General features: G+C 43.6%; 13 protein-coding genes. 8 read left to right on the forward strand and 5 right to left on the reverse strand.

The window, feature by feature from the left end; translation table 11 throughout:
• Nucleotides 1-6: 6 nt before the first annotated feature.
• Together lpdA and AB1Y31_07035 are read left to right on the forward strand one after the other, a co-directional pair.
• Complete coding sequence (gene lpdA / locus AB1Y31_07030; protein ID MEW4982919.1) at nucleotides 7-1,440, forward strand: dihydrolipoyl dehydrogenase; 1,434 nt, start codon at nucleotides 7-9, stop codon at nucleotides 1,438-1,440.
• 88 nt (nucleotides 1,441-1,528) lie between these two features.
• Nucleotides 1,529-3,052, forward strand: coding sequence for a fumarate hydratase (locus AB1Y31_07035; GenBank protein MEW4982920.1), 1,524 nt, complete (start codon nucleotides 1,529-1,531; stop codon nucleotides 3,050-3,052).
• 71 nt (nucleotides 3,053-3,123) lie between these two features.
• Here the strand turns inward: AB1Y31_07035 and parC are convergent, their stop codons facing one another.
• Together parC and parE are read right to left on the reverse strand one after the other, a co-directional pair.
• Entirely contained in the window at nucleotides 3,124-5,367 is a 2,244-nt protein-coding gene (parC, locus tag AB1Y31_07040; GenBank protein MEW4982921.1) for a DNA topoisomerase IV subunit A, read from the reverse strand.
• A gap of 9 nt (nucleotides 5,368-5,376) precedes the next feature.
• Entirely contained in the window at nucleotides 5,377-7,263 is a 1,887-nt protein-coding gene (gene parE / locus AB1Y31_07045; GenBank protein MEW4982922.1) for a DNA topoisomerase IV subunit B, read from the reverse strand.
• 184 nt (nucleotides 7,264-7,447) lie between these two features.
• Here parE and AB1Y31_07050 point away from each other — a divergent pair, with 184 nt between their 5' ends.
• Entirely contained in the window at nucleotides 7,448-10,441 is a 2,994-nt protein-coding gene (locus AB1Y31_07050; protein ID MEW4982923.1) for an EAL domain-containing protein, read from the forward strand.
• Here AB1Y31_07050 and AB1Y31_07055 read toward each other — a convergent pair.
• From AB1Y31_07055 to AB1Y31_07065, 3 genes are all read right to left on the reverse strand, one after another.
• Nucleotides 10,410-10,991: a DUF3501 family protein gene (locus tag AB1Y31_07055; protein ID MEW4982924.1), complete on the reverse strand. Its 582-nt coding sequence runs from the start codon at nucleotides 10,989-10,991 to the stop codon at nucleotides 10,410-10,412. The two genes, AB1Y31_07050 and AB1Y31_07055, sit on opposite strands and share 32 nt — an antisense overlap.
• A 16-nt stretch (nucleotides 10,992-11,007) precedes the next feature.
• Nucleotides 11,008-12,333 (reverse strand): heterodisulfide reductase-related iron-sulfur binding cluster, encoded by a 1,326-nt coding sequence (locus AB1Y31_07060; protein ID MEW4982925.1) that lies wholly within the window; start codon nucleotides 12,331-12,333, stop codon nucleotides 11,008-11,010.
• 61 nt (nucleotides 12,334-12,394) lie between these two features.
• The gene (locus AB1Y31_07065) at nucleotides 12,395-12,814 is read right to left on the reverse strand and encodes a rubrerythrin family protein (protein ID MEW4982926.1); all 420 of its coding nucleotides are present in this window, start codon (nucleotides 12,812-12,814) and stop codon (nucleotides 12,395-12,397) included.
• 193 nt (nucleotides 12,815-13,007) lie between these two features.
• Here AB1Y31_07065 and AB1Y31_07070 point away from each other — a divergent pair, with 193 nt between their 5' ends.
• From AB1Y31_07070 to pckA, 5 genes are all read left to right on the forward strand, one after another.
• A complete protein-coding gene (locus AB1Y31_07070) occupies nucleotides 13,008-13,232 on the forward strand; it encodes an exodeoxyribonuclease VII small subunit (protein MEW4982927.1) in 225 nt (74 codons plus the stop codon).
• 22 nt (nucleotides 13,233-13,254) lie between these two features.
• Nucleotides 13,255-14,139, forward strand: coding sequence for a farnesyl diphosphate synthase (locus tag AB1Y31_07075; protein MEW4982928.1), 885 nt, complete (start codon nucleotides 13,255-13,257; stop codon nucleotides 14,137-14,139).
• A 90-nt stretch (nucleotides 14,140-14,229) separates the two neighbouring features.
• A complete protein-coding gene (gene dxs / locus AB1Y31_07080; protein MEW4982929.1) occupies nucleotides 14,230-16,098 on the forward strand; it encodes a 1-deoxy-D-xylulose-5-phosphate synthase in 1,869 nt (622 codons plus the stop codon).
• Between the two features lie 25 nt (nucleotides 16,099-16,123).
• Nucleotides 16,124-16,909, forward strand: coding sequence for a GTP cyclohydrolase FolE2 (gene folE2 / locus AB1Y31_07085; protein MEW4982930.1), 786 nt, complete (start codon nucleotides 16,124-16,126; stop codon nucleotides 16,907-16,909).
• Between the two features lie 16 nt (nucleotides 16,910-16,925).
• Complete coding sequence (pckA, locus tag AB1Y31_07090; protein ID MEW4982931.1) at nucleotides 16,926-18,530, forward strand: phosphoenolpyruvate carboxykinase (ATP); 1,605 nt, start codon at nucleotides 16,926-16,928, stop codon at nucleotides 18,528-18,530.
• The last annotated feature ends 23 nt before the right edge of the window (nucleotides 18,531-18,553 follow it).

Below are 18,553 nucleotides of genomic sequence, written 5' to 3' on the forward strand. Positions count from 1 at the left end.
CACCTTATGAGTTCAGAGAATAAATTTGATGTTGTTGTCATTGGTGGTGGACCTGGTGGTTACGTTGCCGCTATACGCTGCGCGCAACTTGGCCTAAAAACAGCCTGTGTCGACGAGTTTACCGGCAAAGATGACAAAGCATCCCTTGGTGGCACCTGCCTTAACGTAGGTTGCATACCTTCTAAGGCTCTTCTTGAGTCATCACATCATTACGAGCAATTAAATCATGGCTTAGAAAATCATGGCATTAAAGTCAGTGGTGTAAAAATTGACGTGCCGGCGATGGTTAAAAACAAAGACGACATTGTGAGTCGCCTTACGGGTGGTATCGCTGGTTTGTTTAAAGCCAATAAAATCGCTAGCTTCCATGGTCGCGGTAAATTATTGGCTGGCAAACAAGTCGAAATCACCAACAATAATAACGAAGTTTCAGTCATTTCTGCCGAAAGCATTATCTTAGCAACAGGCTCACGCCCAATTGACATCCCTTCTGCACCGGTCGACAACAAAAACATCGTTGATTCAACCGGCGCCTTAGATTTTGATAAAACACCTAAAAAACTCGGTGTTATTGGTGCCGGCGTTATTGGTTTGGAATTAGGTAGCGTGTGGAAGCGTTTGGGCTCTGAGGTTGTACTCCTTGAAGCACAAGAAATTTTCCTCCCCGCAGCTGATACAAAAATTGCCGCAGAAGCGAAACGCCAATTTAAAAAACAGGGTCTCGATATTAAAATGAGTGCCCGTGTAACTAAAGCCGTTTCAAAAGGCAAAAAAGTAACCGTCAGCTATGAAGACGCATCTGGCGAGCATACTATCGAACTCGACAAATTGATCGTCTCTGTTGGACGTCGTCCAAACACGGATAACTTATTTGCACCTGAGTCACCGGTTGACCTCGATGAACGCGGTTTTGTAGAAGTCGATGAAATTTGGCAAACAAGCCAGCCATGCGTGTATGCCATTGGTGATCTAATTCGTGGTCCAATGCTCGCACATAAAGCGTCAGAAGAAGGTGTTGCTGTTGCTGAAGTTATTTATGGTGAAGAACCAGAAATAAACTATGACGTTATCCCAAGCGTTATCTATACCAGCCCAGAAATTGCATGGGTTGGTCAAACAGAGCAACACTTAAAATCAGCGGGTGAAAAAATAAAAATTGGTACATTCCCATTTGCCGCTAGCGGTCGTGCGCAGGCATTGGGCGATACTGCCGGCATGGTTAAGATAATCGCTAGCGAAGAAACCGATTTGATTCTTGGTGTGCATATTATTGGTCCTCAAGCGTCTGAACTATTGGCTGAAGCCGTACTGGCGATGGAGTACTCTGCCAGCTCTGAAGATTTGGCATTGACTATCCATGCACACCCAACCTTATCTGAAGCCTTACATGAAGCGGCTCTCGCCGTCGATAAAAGAGCCATACACATACCCAACAGATAAATCTTCGTATGTATTAAAGTGTAAAAAGAGCTGGTTTTAACCGGCTCTTTTTTTGATAATTACAACCATTGAACAATAGGATTTTCTCATGACCATCATCAAACAAGACGACCTGATCGAAAGCGTTGCCGCCGCTTTCCAATTTATTTCTTACTATCACCCAAAAGATTACATTCAAGCGCTTGGCAAGGCCTATGAGCTTGAAGAATCCCCAGCAGCAAAAGACGCCATGGCGCAAATTCTCTTAAACTCACGCATGTGTGCGATGGATCATCGCCCTATTTGCCAAGACACCGGCATTGCCAACTTATTCTTAGAAGTTGGCATGGATGTTCAATGGGATGCCACCATGAGCGTAGAAGAGATGTGTAACGAAGGGGTCAGACAAGCCTACAAGCACCCAGACAATGTTCTACGGGCCTCTATTGTCTCTGATCCTCTCGGCGCACGAAAAAACACCGGTGATAACACACCCGCCGTTGTACACACTAAAATCGTACCGGGTAACACCGTCAGCATTCACGTGGCAGCCAAAGGTGGTGGTTCAGAAAATAAATCTAAGTTCGTTATGCTAAACCCTAGTGATAGCTTAGTGGATTGGGTACTTAAAACGGTCCCCACAATGGGCGCTGGTTGGTGTCCACCCGGTATTTTAGGTATTGGTGTAGGCGGTACCGCTGAAATGGCGATGAAACTCGCTAAAGAATCACTGATGCAACACATTGATATTCAGGAACTCAAAGATCGTGGCCCAGAAAATCGCGCAGAAGAAATTCGCTTAGAACTGTTTGAGAAAGTTAATGCTCTAGGCATCGGCGCACAAGGCCTTGGCGGTTTGACCACTGTCTTGGATGTAAAAATTAACCATATGCCAACACACGCCGCATCACTACCAGTGGCAATGATTCCAAACTGTGCCGCCACCCGCCACGCACATTTTGTACTTGACGGATCAGGCCCTTCATTTATAGAACCACCAAAACTCGAAGATTGGCCTGATATTGCTTGGGCACCCGATGCACAAACTAAACACGTTAACCTCGACACCGTGACTGAAGAAGAAGCTCAATCATGGCAACCTGGGGATCGTTTATTACTCAGTGGTCATATGCTAACCGGACGTGATGCCGCACATAAGCGTATTGCCGATATGTTTGCTAACGGTGAAACCTTGCCTGAAAACGTTAATTTCAAAGGCCGCTTCATCTACTACGTTGGCCCTGTTGACCCAGTTGGCGATGAGGTTGTTGGCCCTGCTGGCCCTACAACCGCCACACGTATGGATAAATTCACCGAGATGATGTTGGACAAAACTGGCTTACTCGGCATGATAGGCAAAGCAGAACGCGGCCCAGCGGGTATTGAAGCCATTAAAAAGCATAAGGCCACTTATTTGATGGCCGTTGGTGGCGCCGCTTATCTTGTCTCAAAAGCCATTAAAGATTCTAAAGTGATTGCTTTTGAAGACCTGGGTATGGAAGCGATCAGGGAGTTTTATGTAGAAGACATGCCAGTAACCGTTGCCGTAGACTCACACGGCGAGTCTGTACACAAAACTGGCCCTGCACTGTGGCAATCCAAAATTGCCGGCATTCCTATCGTTAGCAAATAAGCCTGTACGTTAAAAACTAAAAAGCCAAGCTTCTTAGAAGCTTGGCTTTTTTATGCCTTTTGTAGCAAGCGTTATTCTTTAATGACTAATTCAATACCATCCGGATTTTGATAACCCCTAGGAAGTTTCGCACCACGCTGAGCTCGCTTACCCCGGTATACATCTAAGTCAGAAAGTTTGAGGTTTATGTGCCGTTTCCCCGCATGAATACGAATAGCTTGCTGTTCATTCACTACACAAAAGCCCAGCACAGCATCATCACTCGATTTTAGATCTTTGCTTGGTATTTGAATGAGCTTATTACCCTTACCTCTGGATAGTTCAGGCACCTCATTCACTGGAAAGATTAATAGCCGCCCTTGTTTACTAACAATGGCAACAAGGCCTTCTTGACCCTCAAATAATGTTGGTGATAACACTTGTGAACCTTGCGGTAAGGACAGTAATGCCTTGCCTGCTTTATTCTTTGTATAAAGTTCACTCAATTGAGTAACAAAGCCATAACCAGCATCAGATGCCAACATAACACTTTCGTCTTTCCCCGCTATTACATCGGTAAACATCGCGCCGGCTGCTGGTTTTAAATTGCCGGTTAAGGGTTCACCTTGGCCACGCGCTGAAGGCAAGTTATGCACAGCTTGGTTATATACTCGCCCTGTCGAATCTAGGAAATAGACCAAACTATTACTGCGCCCTCTGGCCGACGATAAGTACTCATCACCTGACCTAAAGGTCAGACTTTTTGGCTCAATATCGTGTCCTTTGGCAGCGCGCACCCAGCCTTTTTGTGAAATAACAATCGTCATCGCTTCATTTGGAATAAGCGCTCGCTCATCGAGTGCTTGCGCCGCCTCTCTAATCACTATCGGTGAGCGTCTTGCATCACCATAAAGTTCCGCGTCTGCTTGAATTTCCTTTTTAACCAAGGTGCGTAGACGTTGCTTGGAGCCCAATATTTTCTCCAACCCATCACGTTCCTTTGCCAACTCGTCTTGTTCAGCGCGAATTTTAAACTCTTCTAATTTAGCTAATTGTCTTAATTTTATTTCTAAAATCGCGTGCGCTTGCACATCGCTAATACCAAAACGCGCCATTAACGCTGCTTTTGGCTTATCTTCTTCCCTGATAATTTTAATCACTTCATCAATGTTCAAATAAGCGATTAATAGACCGTCTAGTATATGCAAACGGTCATTTACTTTATCTAAACGATAATCCAGCCGTTTTCTAACCGTTTCAATTCGGTAACTAAGCCATTCGGTTAACATCACCTTTAAATTTTTAACCTGTGGTTTGCCCGACAAGCCAATCACATTAAAGTTGACTCGGTAGCTACGTTCTAAATCGGTGGTCGCAAAAAGATGTGACATCAGTTGTTCAATATCCACTCGATTAGAACGTGGAGAAATAACTAAACGCGTTGGATTTTCGTGATCCGACTCATCCCTTAGGTCTTCAACGATGGGTAATTTTTTTGCCTGCATTTGTGCGGCAATTTGTTCAAGCACTTTCGCACCCGACACTTGATATGGCAAAGCGGTAACAATAATCTGCCCCTGTTCCATTTCATAACACGCTCTTGCACGCAAACTACCTCGGCCCGTTTCATACATCGCACGAATATCTTCACTCGAGGTAATTATTTCGGCTTCAGTCGGAAAATCGGGGCCTTTAATATGCTCCAATAAAGTCGCCGTGTCTGCCTTTGGCTCGTCCAACAAACGAATACAAGCCGTTGCTACTTCATTCAAGTTATGTGGTGGAATATCAGTCGACATACCGACCGCAATGCCGGTTACGCCGTTTAATAATAAATTAGGTAAACGGGCTGGCAATAAAACAGGTTCTTGTAGCGTGCCATCGAAATTATCTGTCCATTCAACCGTGCCCTGTCCTAATTCGCTCAATAAGCTTTCAGCATAGGGTGCAAGGCGTGATTCGGTATAACGCATTGCCGCAAATGACTTAGGGTCATCCGCTGAGCCCCAGTTACCCTGACCATCAACCAAGGGATAGCGATAAGCAAACGGTTGCGCCATATGCACCATCGCTTCATAACAAGCACTATCACCATGCGGGTGAAACTTACCCAATACATCACCCACGGTTCTCGCTGATTTTTTAAACTTCGCCTGATTCGATAAGCCCAATTCAGACATCGCATACACAATCCGACGCTGAACAGGTTTTAAACCATCCGCAATATGCGGTAATGCGCGATCAAGAATCACGTACATGGAATAGTCTAAATAGGCTTTTTCCGTAAATTCTTTTAACGGAAGCGTTTCAATATTTTCAAACTGTGTTTTGCTCATACGTCTTCTCTATATATCCGCCAAATTACCACTTTCTTCTAACCACGCTTTGCGATCAGGTGCGCGCTTTTTCGCCAACAGCATATCCATCTTGGCATGTGTCTCATCGCCGTTTTCCATACCTAGCCTAACTAGGCGACGTGTATCGGGATCTAGCGTTGTGACGCGTAATTGTGACGGGTTCATTTCACCCAATCCTTTAAAACGCTGTACATTAATTTTACCTTTTAACTTTTCAGCGGCTATACGGTCTAATACACCTTCTTTTTCAGCATCATCCAAGGCATAAAACACCTGTTTGCCAACATCAATACGGTACAACGGCGGCATCGCGACATAAATATGCCCCGCTTCTACCAAGTGCCCAAAATGACGAACAAATAATGCGCACAATAAGGTCGCAATGTGTAGCCCGTCCGAGTCCGCATCCGCGAGTATACAAATTTTGTTGTAGCGCAGGGCTTTCAAATTTGGCGAGCCGGGCTCTACGCCTATCGCCACCGAAATATCATGTACTTCCTGCGACGCCAATACGTCCACAGGATCAACTTCCCAAGTATTCAATATTTTCCCGCGTAACGGCATAATCGCTTGAAATTCACGATCCCGCGCTTGCTTAGCGGAGCCACCCGCAGAATCGCCTTCCACTAAAAATATCTCAGAACGATCGGAATCTTGTGATGAGCAATCGGCTAATTTCCCGGGCAAAGCAGGCCCCGAGGTAACCTTTTTACGAATAACTTTCTTACCCGCTCGCTGTCTATTTTGCGCGCGTTGAATGGCAATTTGCGCAATTTCTTCACCAATCGCTGGGTGCTGATTTAACCATAAACTAAAACTGTCTTTCGCCACACCCGATACAAATGCCGCGCACTCACGCGAAGTTAAACGTTCTTTTGTTTGCCCTGAAAACTGTGGATCTTCTAGCTTAATAGACAATACGTAATGGCATCGCTCCCAGACATCATCCGGCGTAATTTTAACGCCTCGCGGTAATAAAGATTGGAACTCACAAAACTCTCGCACCGCTTCGGTTAAACCCGTACGCAAACCGTTAACATGTGTACCACCTTGCGCAGTTGGCACCAAGTTCACATAACTTTCGGTTATTCCCTCTCCTGCATCAGTTGACCACGCTAACGCCCATTCAACCGACTCACGCTCGCTGTTAGCAGAAAATAAAAATCCTTCCGGTGGTAATAAAGTGAGGTGCTTTAGCTGACCGAGCAAGTAGTCTGTCAGACCATTTTCGTAATACCATTCTAGCTTCTCAGCACTGCCTTCGTCATGCAAGGTGATCCGCAGCCCCGGACAAAGTACCGCTTTAGCGCGCAATACATGCTTGAGTTTTGAAAGTGAGACTTTAGGCGTATCAAAATAACTAGGCTCAGGCTTAAAACGCACGGAAGTTCCTGTATTTTTCTTCCCTACCGTTCCAAGCTCAACTAAATCGGAGACTTTATCGCCGTTTTCAAAAGCCATATGCCAACGTATTCCGTCTCGCTTAACCTCAACATCAACACGGCTAGACAGAGCATTAACAACTGAAATACCGACACCGTGTAAACCGCCTGAAAATTGATAGTTTTTATTGGAAAACTTACCGCCTGCATGCAGCCTGGTAAGAATCAACTCAATACCCGGCACAGCATGTTCTGGGTGAATATCCACCGGCATCCCACGGCCATCATCCACTATTTCTATGGCACCATCTTTAGACAGTACCACATCAATTTTTGATGCAAAACCGGCTATCGCTTCATCCACACTGTTATCCAGAACTTCTTGCACAAGGTGGTTTGGGCGAACCGTATCGGTATACATACCGGGGCGTTTTTTAACCGGGTCAAGCCCGCTTAACACCTCAATGTCAGAGGCACTGTATTGACTGCTCATAAAATGGTTTTTACCGTCTATAATTAATGGTTTTCAACGTCGGCAGATCATATCATTTCGCCTCATTGCCACAATCTTTTTTAAGCTGCATTTTAAATTAAACGTTTATCTGAGAATCAGCTATTATTCCAAGGACGCTTAGTTTCCTTCGCCCTAAAAAAAAATTTGCTACTTAGTATCCAATATGGAAAAAGAACTACTAGAAAAAATTGATCAGATACTTCATTTACCTTTATCTGATTACCATAAGTTAAAACTTGTCTTACGCCAAACGCTTAAAGCACTGCGTGCAGATAGATGCTGGTTACTTTACCCTTGTCGCCAAAACGCCGACAAGTTCCTCGTTCCCATTGAAGAAACAACGCCTGATTATCCAGGTGCCAGTCAGATAAAAGCATATATACCTGCCGGTGTAGTATTTGAAGATATTGCTCGAGTCACACTGACTTCCACGGAGTCTGTTAGCTTTGATTTGTCATCACCCCTGTGTCAAGTTGCAGCAAGTGGCTATGAACTATACAAAATAAAATCTCAAATGGCCTGTCAAATACCCATCAAGGGGGCTGAGACTTGGGCCATAGGAATTCATCATTGCGCAGAAAGCCAAGAGCATTCTGACGAAGAAAAAAACCTATTAACCGCCGTTGCAAAAAGAATAAGTCACACGCTCAAAGGCCTACTTGACATTCCCAACTTAGTTAACGCTGCAGAATTGTCTACCGAGATTCTTGATAACGGCCCTTTAGCACAAGTTATATATAATCTTGAGCGTCAAGTTGTTTATGCCAATAACGCGTATTGTGATATGAACCAACGCCCATTATCTGAAATGATTCATCAATATGGAGAACAGTTTTTAAGCAAAGAAAAGCAACACCTATTCAAAGAATTTTTCGACGAAATTAAAGCAACTGGTCATGGTTTCGCTAAAGGTCAAAAAATCACCGGAGACGGGCAGCTCATTCACACCGAAAACACCGGCACACTTATAACTTACAACGGTGAGCCCCATTACCTTATTACCGCGAAAGATATTACCCGTGAAACAAAAAGTCGTAACGACTTACATGACACCCTAGATATACAACACGCTATTCTTGAAGCGACTGATGATGGCGTACTTGTTGAGGACAGCCACAGAAACATCATTGCAATCAATCAAAATTTTTATGATTACTTCAAAATAACCCCGGTCCAAAATAATGGCGACATTAAAACACTGGATTTATTAACCGCTGGTTTACCCGTCTTGCATAACCCAGAAGAAATCAAACCTATCGTCACAAAACTTCACCCAACGTCTAAAGAGAGAAACCTAGCTACCCTCCACTTATTGGACGGCACAATTTTACACATGGATTCATTTCCGCTGATTCATCTTGACCAGATTAAAGGCCGGGTTTGGTATTTTAAAAATATCACTAAAACGGTACGTTCCACCCAAGCCTTAGAAAACGCTCTCGATATTCACCGTGCCATCATGGACGCCTCAGACGATGGCCTATTGGTTGAAGACACAAACAGGCGAATCATTAGCGTTAATCAAGTTTTCCTTGAAACCTTCGACATCCAAATTGAAGCAAGTCAGATTAAAGGAAAAACAGCACCGGAGGTCTTCACAATGGGTGCTCACCTTATATCCAACACTGAAGAAGCTAACAATATAGTTTTCAATCTCTCGCCAACAAAAAATGAAAAGACAAGCACTAAAATATATTTAAAAGATGATTCTATTTTAGACCTAACGTCGTTTCCATTAATACGTGATAACACCATTCACGGGCGAGTTTGGTATTTTAAAAACATTACTGAAAAACATAATTTAACTGAAAAGTTAAGTTTTGAAGCCACGCATGATTCACTGACAAAATTAACAAACCGACGTGGCTTTGATGAAAAGTTAAAACAGGTCATCAAGCAGATAGAGACCGATAATGCCGCACACGCCTTACTGTATTTAGATTTAGACCAGTTTAAAATCATCAATGACACCTCTGGTCATAGCGCAGGAGACATTGCCCTCATTGAAGTGAGTAAGCTTCTGAGTAGTTTACTTCGTCAAGCAGATCTTCTGGCTCGCGTTGGCGGTGATGAGTTTTCTATTCTTCTACCAAATTGTTCGCTTAATATGGCAAAGAAAATTGGAGAAAAAATATGTCAGTCAATTGATGAATACGTATTTTCTTGGGAAGGCAATGAGTATCACTTAGGTGTTAGCATCGGCATCATTAGTCTGGATTGCACTGTAGACTCTTATGAAGACGCTTTGAAATTAGCCGACACCTCATGCTACCTTGCTAAAGAAGCAGGCCGAAACCGCATTCACGTTCATACCACATCCGACCAAGCTGTTATGCAACGGCTCCAACAAGGCAACGTTGTTAGCCAAATTCAAGAAGCATTGAGAACTGACCAGTTTGTCTGCTATCTACAAAAAATTTGCCCCGTTAAAACCGGTAACGATAAATACTCCAACTTAAGCATTTATGAAGTACTCGTTCGAATGCTCGACCAAAAGGGAGTCCTCGTGGCCCCGTTCGTTTTCCTACCCGCCGCCGAACGCTACAAGTTAATGCACAAAATTGATCATTGGGTTATAGAAAATAGCATTCAAAATATGGCTGAGATTCAAGATCAGATCGGCTGCCTTAGCATCAACCTGTCTGGGCAAACTATCGCTCATGAAGACACCTATGACGTCATCGTCAATGTTATTGAGCGTTCCGGCATGCCTACTAATAAACTGTGTTTTGAAATTACTGAAACGGCCGCTATCTCGAATCCACAAGTAGGCATTGAATTCCTTAATAAACTACGCGCGCTCGGCTGTAAAATTGCCCTTGATGACTTTGGCACCGGTTTATCCTCATACGAATACTTAAAAAAACTACCCGCTGATATTCTAAAGATTGACGGTCAATTTATTAAAGGCATGCTGACGGATGAACTAGACCTTGCAATGGTAAAATCCATTAATGAGATTGGCCACCTCATGGGTAAAAAGACCGTTGGTGAATTTGTAGAAAATGCCGAAATTTTTGACCAATTAAAAGAAATCGGCGTTGACTACGCGCAGGGCTATCATCTACATAAACCTTGCAGCATGCAAAGTGTAATAGAGGAACAACGGCTAGCGACTGGTACGACTAATCTAAATCTGCAGTCAACGAGTCTCTGATGTTATCCGCTATCTTAATTTTCTGTTGGTACGCCGCATGATCAACACCCGCATGAATTGCGGTACCTTTTTTAGCCGCTTCCACCATTTTGTCCGTTAGTTCAAAGCGTAAAAAATGCACCGATGAGGTTTTTTCTTCTGTTTCGCGTTCCAAATCTTCGTTTGCAATCGGAAAAACTTTTTCATAACCATCAACCTGAACCCAAGTCGCACGTTCGATACCAATCATCTTTCCCAGTGCCACTTTACGATCATCAATATCATCAAACTGAATCATCATCGTTACCTTCCAGTTGCTACCATCAGGAATTAACGGATTGTACGTTTCAATTTCTTCCATAATGCCAGCCGATTCGAATATCTTTTCTGCACGTAGCATCTCTTGAACTTGGTAATGCATAGTCAAGTTATCTTCGAAGTGTAAGCTGATATTTTCACCTATCTGCACAATTCTATTTTTTTTATGTGCCCGCACGTTTTTTCTAAACTCAGGTCTTAGGTTTGAATATTCTTCCAAACTATATAATTCATCTTTTACTAATTTCTTCATTATCGGTTCCTTGGGCTTAAATCCCGTATGCTTGTCGTAACAAGCTGATTGGGTTCTTTACGTTTGCAGTATCGTCTAGAGCTTCAGCAATATGATCTGCAGCCATTGGACAGTCACTGGAGAAGACGTCTGCTTCGGCTTTTTTTACACGATTGATGACTGGCTTGGCAATTTTTTTGGAAATCTCGTGGAACTCGCTCTTTAGCGCATAAGTCCCATCGTGCCCCGAACATCGTTCAATCGCATTAACCGATGTATTTGGGATCAACTCCAACAACTCTTTTGTCTTTAAGCCAATATTTTGTACCCGCAAATGACAAGCGACTTGGTACGAAACAGTACCTAATGCATCTTTAAAGTTTGTTTCTAATAAACTCGCTTTATGCCGAAGCATCAAATATTCAAATGGATCAAAAATAGCATCACGAACTTTTGCAACATCCGCATCATCTGGAAACATCAACGGTAGTTCCTGCTTAAACATCAACACACAAGAAGGCACCGGCGCAATCACATCCCAACCATCATTAATTAATTTGATAAGCTGGGGAATATTGTTATTTTTAAGCCGTTCAACTTCCTCTAAGTCGCCAAGTTCAAGCTTAGGCATGCCACAGCAACTCTCTTGAGTTGCCATCGTAACGGCTACTTTATTGTGCTCAAGCACTGCGACTAAATCATTCACTAAATCGGGGCGATTGTAGTTGCCATAACAAGTCGTGAAAATAGCTACTTTACCCGTGGTCTGATCACAAGTAACAGGACTAATCGCTGCGTGCTCGCGTTTGTTAAACTGTTTTCTCGCGGTATCACTGTGATAGTCAGGAATAACTGCATCAGGGTGAATCCCCAGTTGGCTGTCTAATAAACGTCTAACCGCGCTATTCTTATTTGCAGCATTTACCACATTGACCAGAATAGGAATGGACGCTAATTTACCTAGCTTATCGGTTGACGTAATCAATTTATCACGTCTTTTCACTTCATCTTTTTTATACTTAACCGCTTTCGCGCGAAGCATTAAGTGGGGGAAATCCAAGTCCCATTCATGAGGCGGCACATAGGGGCATTTCGACATAAAGCACATGTCACATAGGTAGCAATTATCCACCACATCCCAATAAACTTTTTTATCGACACTGTCGAGTTCCATCGTTTCCGATTCATCAATGACATCGAATAACAGAGGGAATGCATTACATAAGTTAAAGCAACGTCGACATCCGTGGCAGATATCAAACACACGGTCTAATTCGTGAAATAAATTGGCTTCGTTATAGAAATCTGGATTTTTCCAATCCAGTGGATGACGTGTTGGAGCTTCTAAACTACCTTCTCTCATGTTCTATTCTCCAAGAAAAAAGGAGGGCACGCGCGTACCCTCCTTCTTAAATTACAGCAAACTAAGCGTTTAAAGAATCTAACGCCTTTTGGAAACGGTTCGCGTGTGAACGTTCCGCTTTTGCTAATGTTTCAAACCAATCAGCAATCTCATCGTGACCTTCATCACGTGCTGTTTTAGCCATACCTGGGTACATGTCTGTGTACTCATGAGTTTCGCCAGCAATAGCTGCTTTAAGGTTGTCTTCTGTAGCACCAATCGGTAAACCAGTCGCTGGATCACCTGTTTCTTCTAAATACTCAAGATGACCGTGCGCATGGCCCGTTTCACCTTCAGCAGTTGAACGAAAAACAGCTGATACATCGTTATATCCTTCGACGTCTGCTTTGCTTGCGAAATATAAATAACGACGGTTTGCTTGTGACTCACCTGAAAACGCGTCTTTTAAATTCTGTTCTGTTTGAGAACCTTTAAGTGACATAGTAATTCCTCTTTGTTGAATGATATCAATTCTACCTTTAGACTAGGTCTAAGAGTAAGTTCAAGATACGTTACTGATTAAAACATGTCAACATCATCGATGATGACTTAAATCCGTATAATGATGTAAAAAAACAAGCATATTCCATCGGTACGGTAACGTATTTCCTCTAATAAAATCAATTTAACAGATCATGGCTAAAGCAAAAAAACTCAACTTAGAATCCTCGCTTCAATCACTAGAAGAACTTGTTGATCGCATGGAAAATGGCGGCTTAAGTTTAGAAGAATCACTAAAGGAATTTGAACAAGGCATTAAGTTGATCCAATCTTGCCAAAGCGCTCTGACTGACGCCGAACAAAAAGTTGAAATTTTATTGAGTAAATCCGCCCTCGCTAAACCTGTTGATTTTAATTAAACAACCTTGACACCTGCTACTCATGACTTCATTCGGGCAATTCCAACAAATAAAAGTTAAGCAAATTGAGGCTGCGTTAGAGCAACTCCTTCCTGCTAATACGGTTGAGCCAGCGCGCTTACACGATGCCATGCGCTATTCAACACTCAATGGCGGCAAACGGATTAGAGCAATGCTGGTATATGCCACGGGGCACTTACTCGAAATACAACCGTCTTTGCTAGATAGCATTGCGAGCTCCATTGAGCTTATTCACGCTTACTCCCTCATTCATGATGACTTGCCCGCGATGGATGACGATGATTTACGCCGCGGCAAACCCAGCTGCCATAAAGCGTTTGATGAAGCCACTGCCATTTTGGCAGGCGATGCGTTATTAACACTCGCTTTTAACGTATTAGCAAAAGCCGAATGTACAGCAGAACAAAAAGCTCATTGCATTCTACTCTTGTCGCAAGCATCCGGCTCTAGAGGGATGGTAGGTGGTCAAGCCATTGACCTGGCAAATGAAGGGAAATCAATTTCCATTGCTGAAATTGAAAACATGCACCTGCATAAAACTGGAGCGCTAATCTGTAGCTGCATCACCTTAGTTGCCAGCATAAAGTTTCAGCCAAGCGATGCTGAGTTTCGGCATTTAAAACATTATGCTGAATGCATCGGATTGGCCTTTCAGGTACAAGATGACATTCTCGATGAAACCTCATCCACCGAGGCTCTTGGAAAAACTCAAGGTAAGGACAAACAAGCTGAGAAGTCGACCTACCCTTCCGTACTGGGCTTGAGTGCCTCCAAGCAATTAACAACAGATTTATACGACGAATCGATCGAGAATTTATCGCACTTTAGCGAACGTGCTGATTACCTTAGAGACATCGCAAAATTCACTATTTCCCGTCTTTCATAATTACTATCGTTCAAGAATAGTATTAACTTGCATAGTCCTAGCTAGCAAACGATAATACGCACCCTTAATCAAACGTATTATGAATATTACGTGACAGCGTCGGCAAAACATCCCATTCTAGATAAAGTTAACCTTCCTAGCGACTTACGTGAGCTGCCTGAAGATGAGCTCATCACGTTGGCACACGAGTTACGCGACTTTCTAATATCTTCTGTCAGCAAATCTGGCGGACACCTTTCTGCGGGCCTTGGAACAGTTGAACTCACCGTCGCTTTACACTATGTTTTTAACACGCCAAATGATAAATTAATTTGGGATGTTGGTCACCAAGCCTACCCGCATAAAATTTTAACCGGCCGTAAAGATAAAATTTCAACCATTCGCCAACAAAATGGTGTTGCCCCTTTTGTTACACGCTCGGAAAGCGAATACGATGCTTTTGGCGTTGGTCACTCAAGCACATCGATCAGTGCCGCTTTGGGCATGGCCATTGCTGCCGCTATTAATAATGAAGAAAAGCGCACCGTTGCCATTATTGGTGACGGCGGCATAACAGGCGGCATGGCTTTTGAGGCGCTAAACCACGCTGGTGCCTTAGACGCTAACTTATTAGTGATTCTAAACGACAACGACATGTCTATTTCGCCGAATGTTGGCGCAATGAAAAACTATTTAGCCAAAATCCTATCCGGCAAGTTGTATACAACCGTAAAAGAAGGCAGTAAAAAAGTCATGGCTAACATGCCCAGTGTTTGGGAATTGGCTAGACGAACTGAGGAACACGTCAAGGGCATGGTCGTACCAGGCACCTTATTTGAAGAATTAGGTTTCAACTATATCGGCCCCATTGATGGCCACCACTTACCAACCTTAGTTAAAACATTATCCAACCTTAAAGATCTGCAAGGCCCACAATTTCTCCACGTGGTCACGCAAAAAGGCAAAGGCTACTCACCTGCCGAGGCTGACCCTGTGAGCTACCACGGTGTATCCACATTCGACCCCAGTAAAAAGAACCTACCTGAGAAAACACCTAGTTCAGCGACTTACACCGAAGTGTTCGGGCAATGGCTGTGCGATATTGCGAGAGTCAATGATAAAGTTGTTGGCATCACACCCGCTATGCGCGAAGGCTCTGGCATGGTGGAATTTGAGCAACAATACCCTGAGCGCTATTTCGATGTTGGCATTGCAGAACAACATGCAGTCACCTTGGCGGCGGGGATGGCTTGCGAGGGCTTAAAACCTGTTGTCGCCATCTATTCAACTTTTCTACAACGTGGCTATGATCAACTTATTCATGATGTTGCTCTACAGCATTTACCCGTACTTTTTGCTATTGATCGCGCCGGTCTCGTTGGGCCCGATGGCCCTACCCACGCTGGCTCTTATGACTTTAGTTATTTACGCTGCCTGCCTAACATGGTCATCATGGCGCCTGCTGATGAAAACGAATGCCGTCTCATGCTTACAACTGGCATTGATTATAATGGCCCCGTTGCTGTCCGCTATCCACGTGGTAAAGGCCCAGGCGTGCCCATTAGCGACTCTTTTGAGAGCATTGAAATTGGTCGAGCTATTAATGTTCGCCAAGGGAAAGGCATTGCGTTGTTAGCGTTTGGTTCAACCGTCACCCCAGCACTTGAAGTAGCCGCAGAGCTAGACGCGACCGTCATCAATATGCGTTTCGTAAAACCGCTTGATGAAGCGATGATTCGACAAGTAGCAGACACTCATGCAACCTTATTCACCCTTGAAGAAAATGTTGTCGCCGGTGGCGCAGGCAGCGGCATCAATGAGTTTATAAACCAGTCTTCGATTAATGTTAAGGTCTTTAATATTGGCCTACCAGACCTCAACATCGAGCACGGTTCTAGAGAAGAATTATTACAAGAAGCTGGCCTTGACGCTACAAGCATACAAAGCACCATAGCCCAACACCTAAAATCAATCACCTGACTCAATCGAGTTCACTAATAAAATTATGACCATCGAAGACGTACAAAACCACCCCGATTCTAGAAACATACCGATCAACAAAGTGGGCATTAAAGATATTCGCCACCCATTTACTTTCGTTGACAAAGAAGGCCACCAACAAGCAACAGTCGGTACCTTTAAAATGTCGGTCAATTTGCCGCATCACCAAAAAGGCACACATATGTCACGCTTCGTGGCACTGTTAAATGAAGATTGCCAACAATTATCGATAAAGGGGTTTGCGGCATTATTAGAAAAAATGACGCATAAGCTCGAAGCCGACACAGGTTATATCACGGCTGATTTTTTATACTTCGTCAATAAAGCCGCTCCCGTCACCGGTGTTCAAAGCTTATTGGACTACCAAATAAAACTCGAGGGGCAGTGGTCCGAGTCAGCCACCTCCATTAACATCAGTGTGGTCATCCCTGTCACTAGCTTATGCCCATGCTCAAAGAAAATTTCTGAGTATGGCGCGCATAACCAGCGCTCTCACATCACCGTTAGCGCGGCGATCGACGGTAATATTTGTGCTGAGGACATTATCCAACTGGTAGAAAAGCAAGCCTCTAGCGAACTGTTCAGCCTACTGAAAAGACCCGATGAGAAATACGTGACTGAGTTGGCCTACGACAACCCAAAATTTGTTGAAGACGTTGTCAGAGATGTTGCCAGCGAACTCAATGAGGATTCTCGAATTCTAGCCTATACTTTAGAGGCAGAAAACTTTGAATCTATACACAATCACTCTGCTTACGCGGTGATTGAAAATAATAAATTAACTAAATAAGACCGGAGCACCAGCAATGTCTAACACCTTAGACCTATCCCAATACGGAATAACGGACGCCAGCGAAATCATCCACAACCCTTCATTCGACGTTTTATTTGAAGAAGAAACCCGTGATGACCTAACAGGTTATGAAAAAGGAACAATCACCAACCTAGGCGCTGTTGCTGTCGACACAGGTATTTTTACTGGACGCTCACCTAAAGACAAATACATTGTCATGGATGATGTATCGCGCGATACCGTCTGGTGGTCCACACAAGGTAAAAATGACAATAAACCTTTATCCGAGGAAAACTGGGGCAACCTTAAGAAGATTGTTACTAAACAACTATCAGGTCAACGCTTATTCGTTGTTGACACCTTTTGCGGTGCTAACAAGGACTCTCGCCTAGCAGTCCGCTTTATTGTTGAAGTCGCTTGGCAAGCTCATTTTGTTAAAAATATGTTTATCCGCCCGACTGAAGAAGAGTTAGCAGATTTTGAACCTGACTTTGTCGTCTTAAACGGTGCAAAAACAAATAACCCCGACTGGAAAGAACACGGCCTTAACTCAGAAAACTTTATCGCCTTCAATCTCACTGAAAAAGTGCAGCTCATTGGTGGCACTTGGTACGGCGGTGAAATGAAAAAAGGCATGTTCAGCATGATGAACTACCTCCTCCCCCTTCGTGGCATGGCATCTATGCATTGTTCCGCCAACATTGGCAAAGAAGGTGACGTGGCTATTTTCTTTGGCTTATCGGGTACCGGCAAAACAACGTTATCAACCGATAAAGACCGTCAGTTAATCGGTGATGATGAACATGGCTGGGATGATGATGGCATTTTCAACTTTGAAGGTGGCTGTTATGCAAAAGTTATTAACCTAAACAAAGAAGACGAACCGGAAATTTATGGCGCTATTCGCCGCGACGCTCTATTGGAAAACGTCACTTTATCTGATGATAACGTGATTCAGTTTGCTGATAATTCTAAAACTGAAAACACCCGTGTTTCATATCCCATTGAGCATATTGAAAATATCGTTAAACCAATTTCAAAAGGTGGTCACGCTAAAAAAGTGATCTTTTTAACAGCCGACGCCTTTGGTGTAACACCGCCTGTTTCTAAATTAACAGCCGAACAAACGAAATATTATTTCTTGTCTGGCTTCACTGCTAAGTTAGCAGGCACAGAACGCGGAATTACCGAACCAACACCAACGTTCTCCGCAGCCTTTGGCGCCGCTTTCTTGTCATTACACCCAACAAAGTACGCACAAGAATTAGTCAAACGTATGGAAGCCGTTGATGCTGAGGCATACTTGGTCAACACTGGCTGGAATGGTACCGGTAAACGTATTTCTATTAAGGACACTCGCGGCATTATTAATGCAATTCTCGATGGTTCTATTGAAACAGCCGATACAAAAAACATCCCCTTGTTCAATCTCGAGGTTCCAACATCTCTACCCGGTGTAGACAGCAATATCCTAGACCCAAGAGACACTTATCAAGACCCAGCACTGTGGGATAAACGAGCGCAGGAACTGGCCCATCTTTTTATCGCTAATTTCGAAAAATATACCGACAACGACGAAGGTAAATCACTCGTTGCCGCTGGCCCGAAGGTTGATTAACGTCTAGCAAAAACATCAAAAAA

This window comes from Cycloclasticus sp. (assembly GCA_040743155.1).
Classification (GTDB): domain Bacteria; phylum Pseudomonadota; class Gammaproteobacteria; order Methylococcales; family Cycloclasticaceae; genus Cycloclasticus.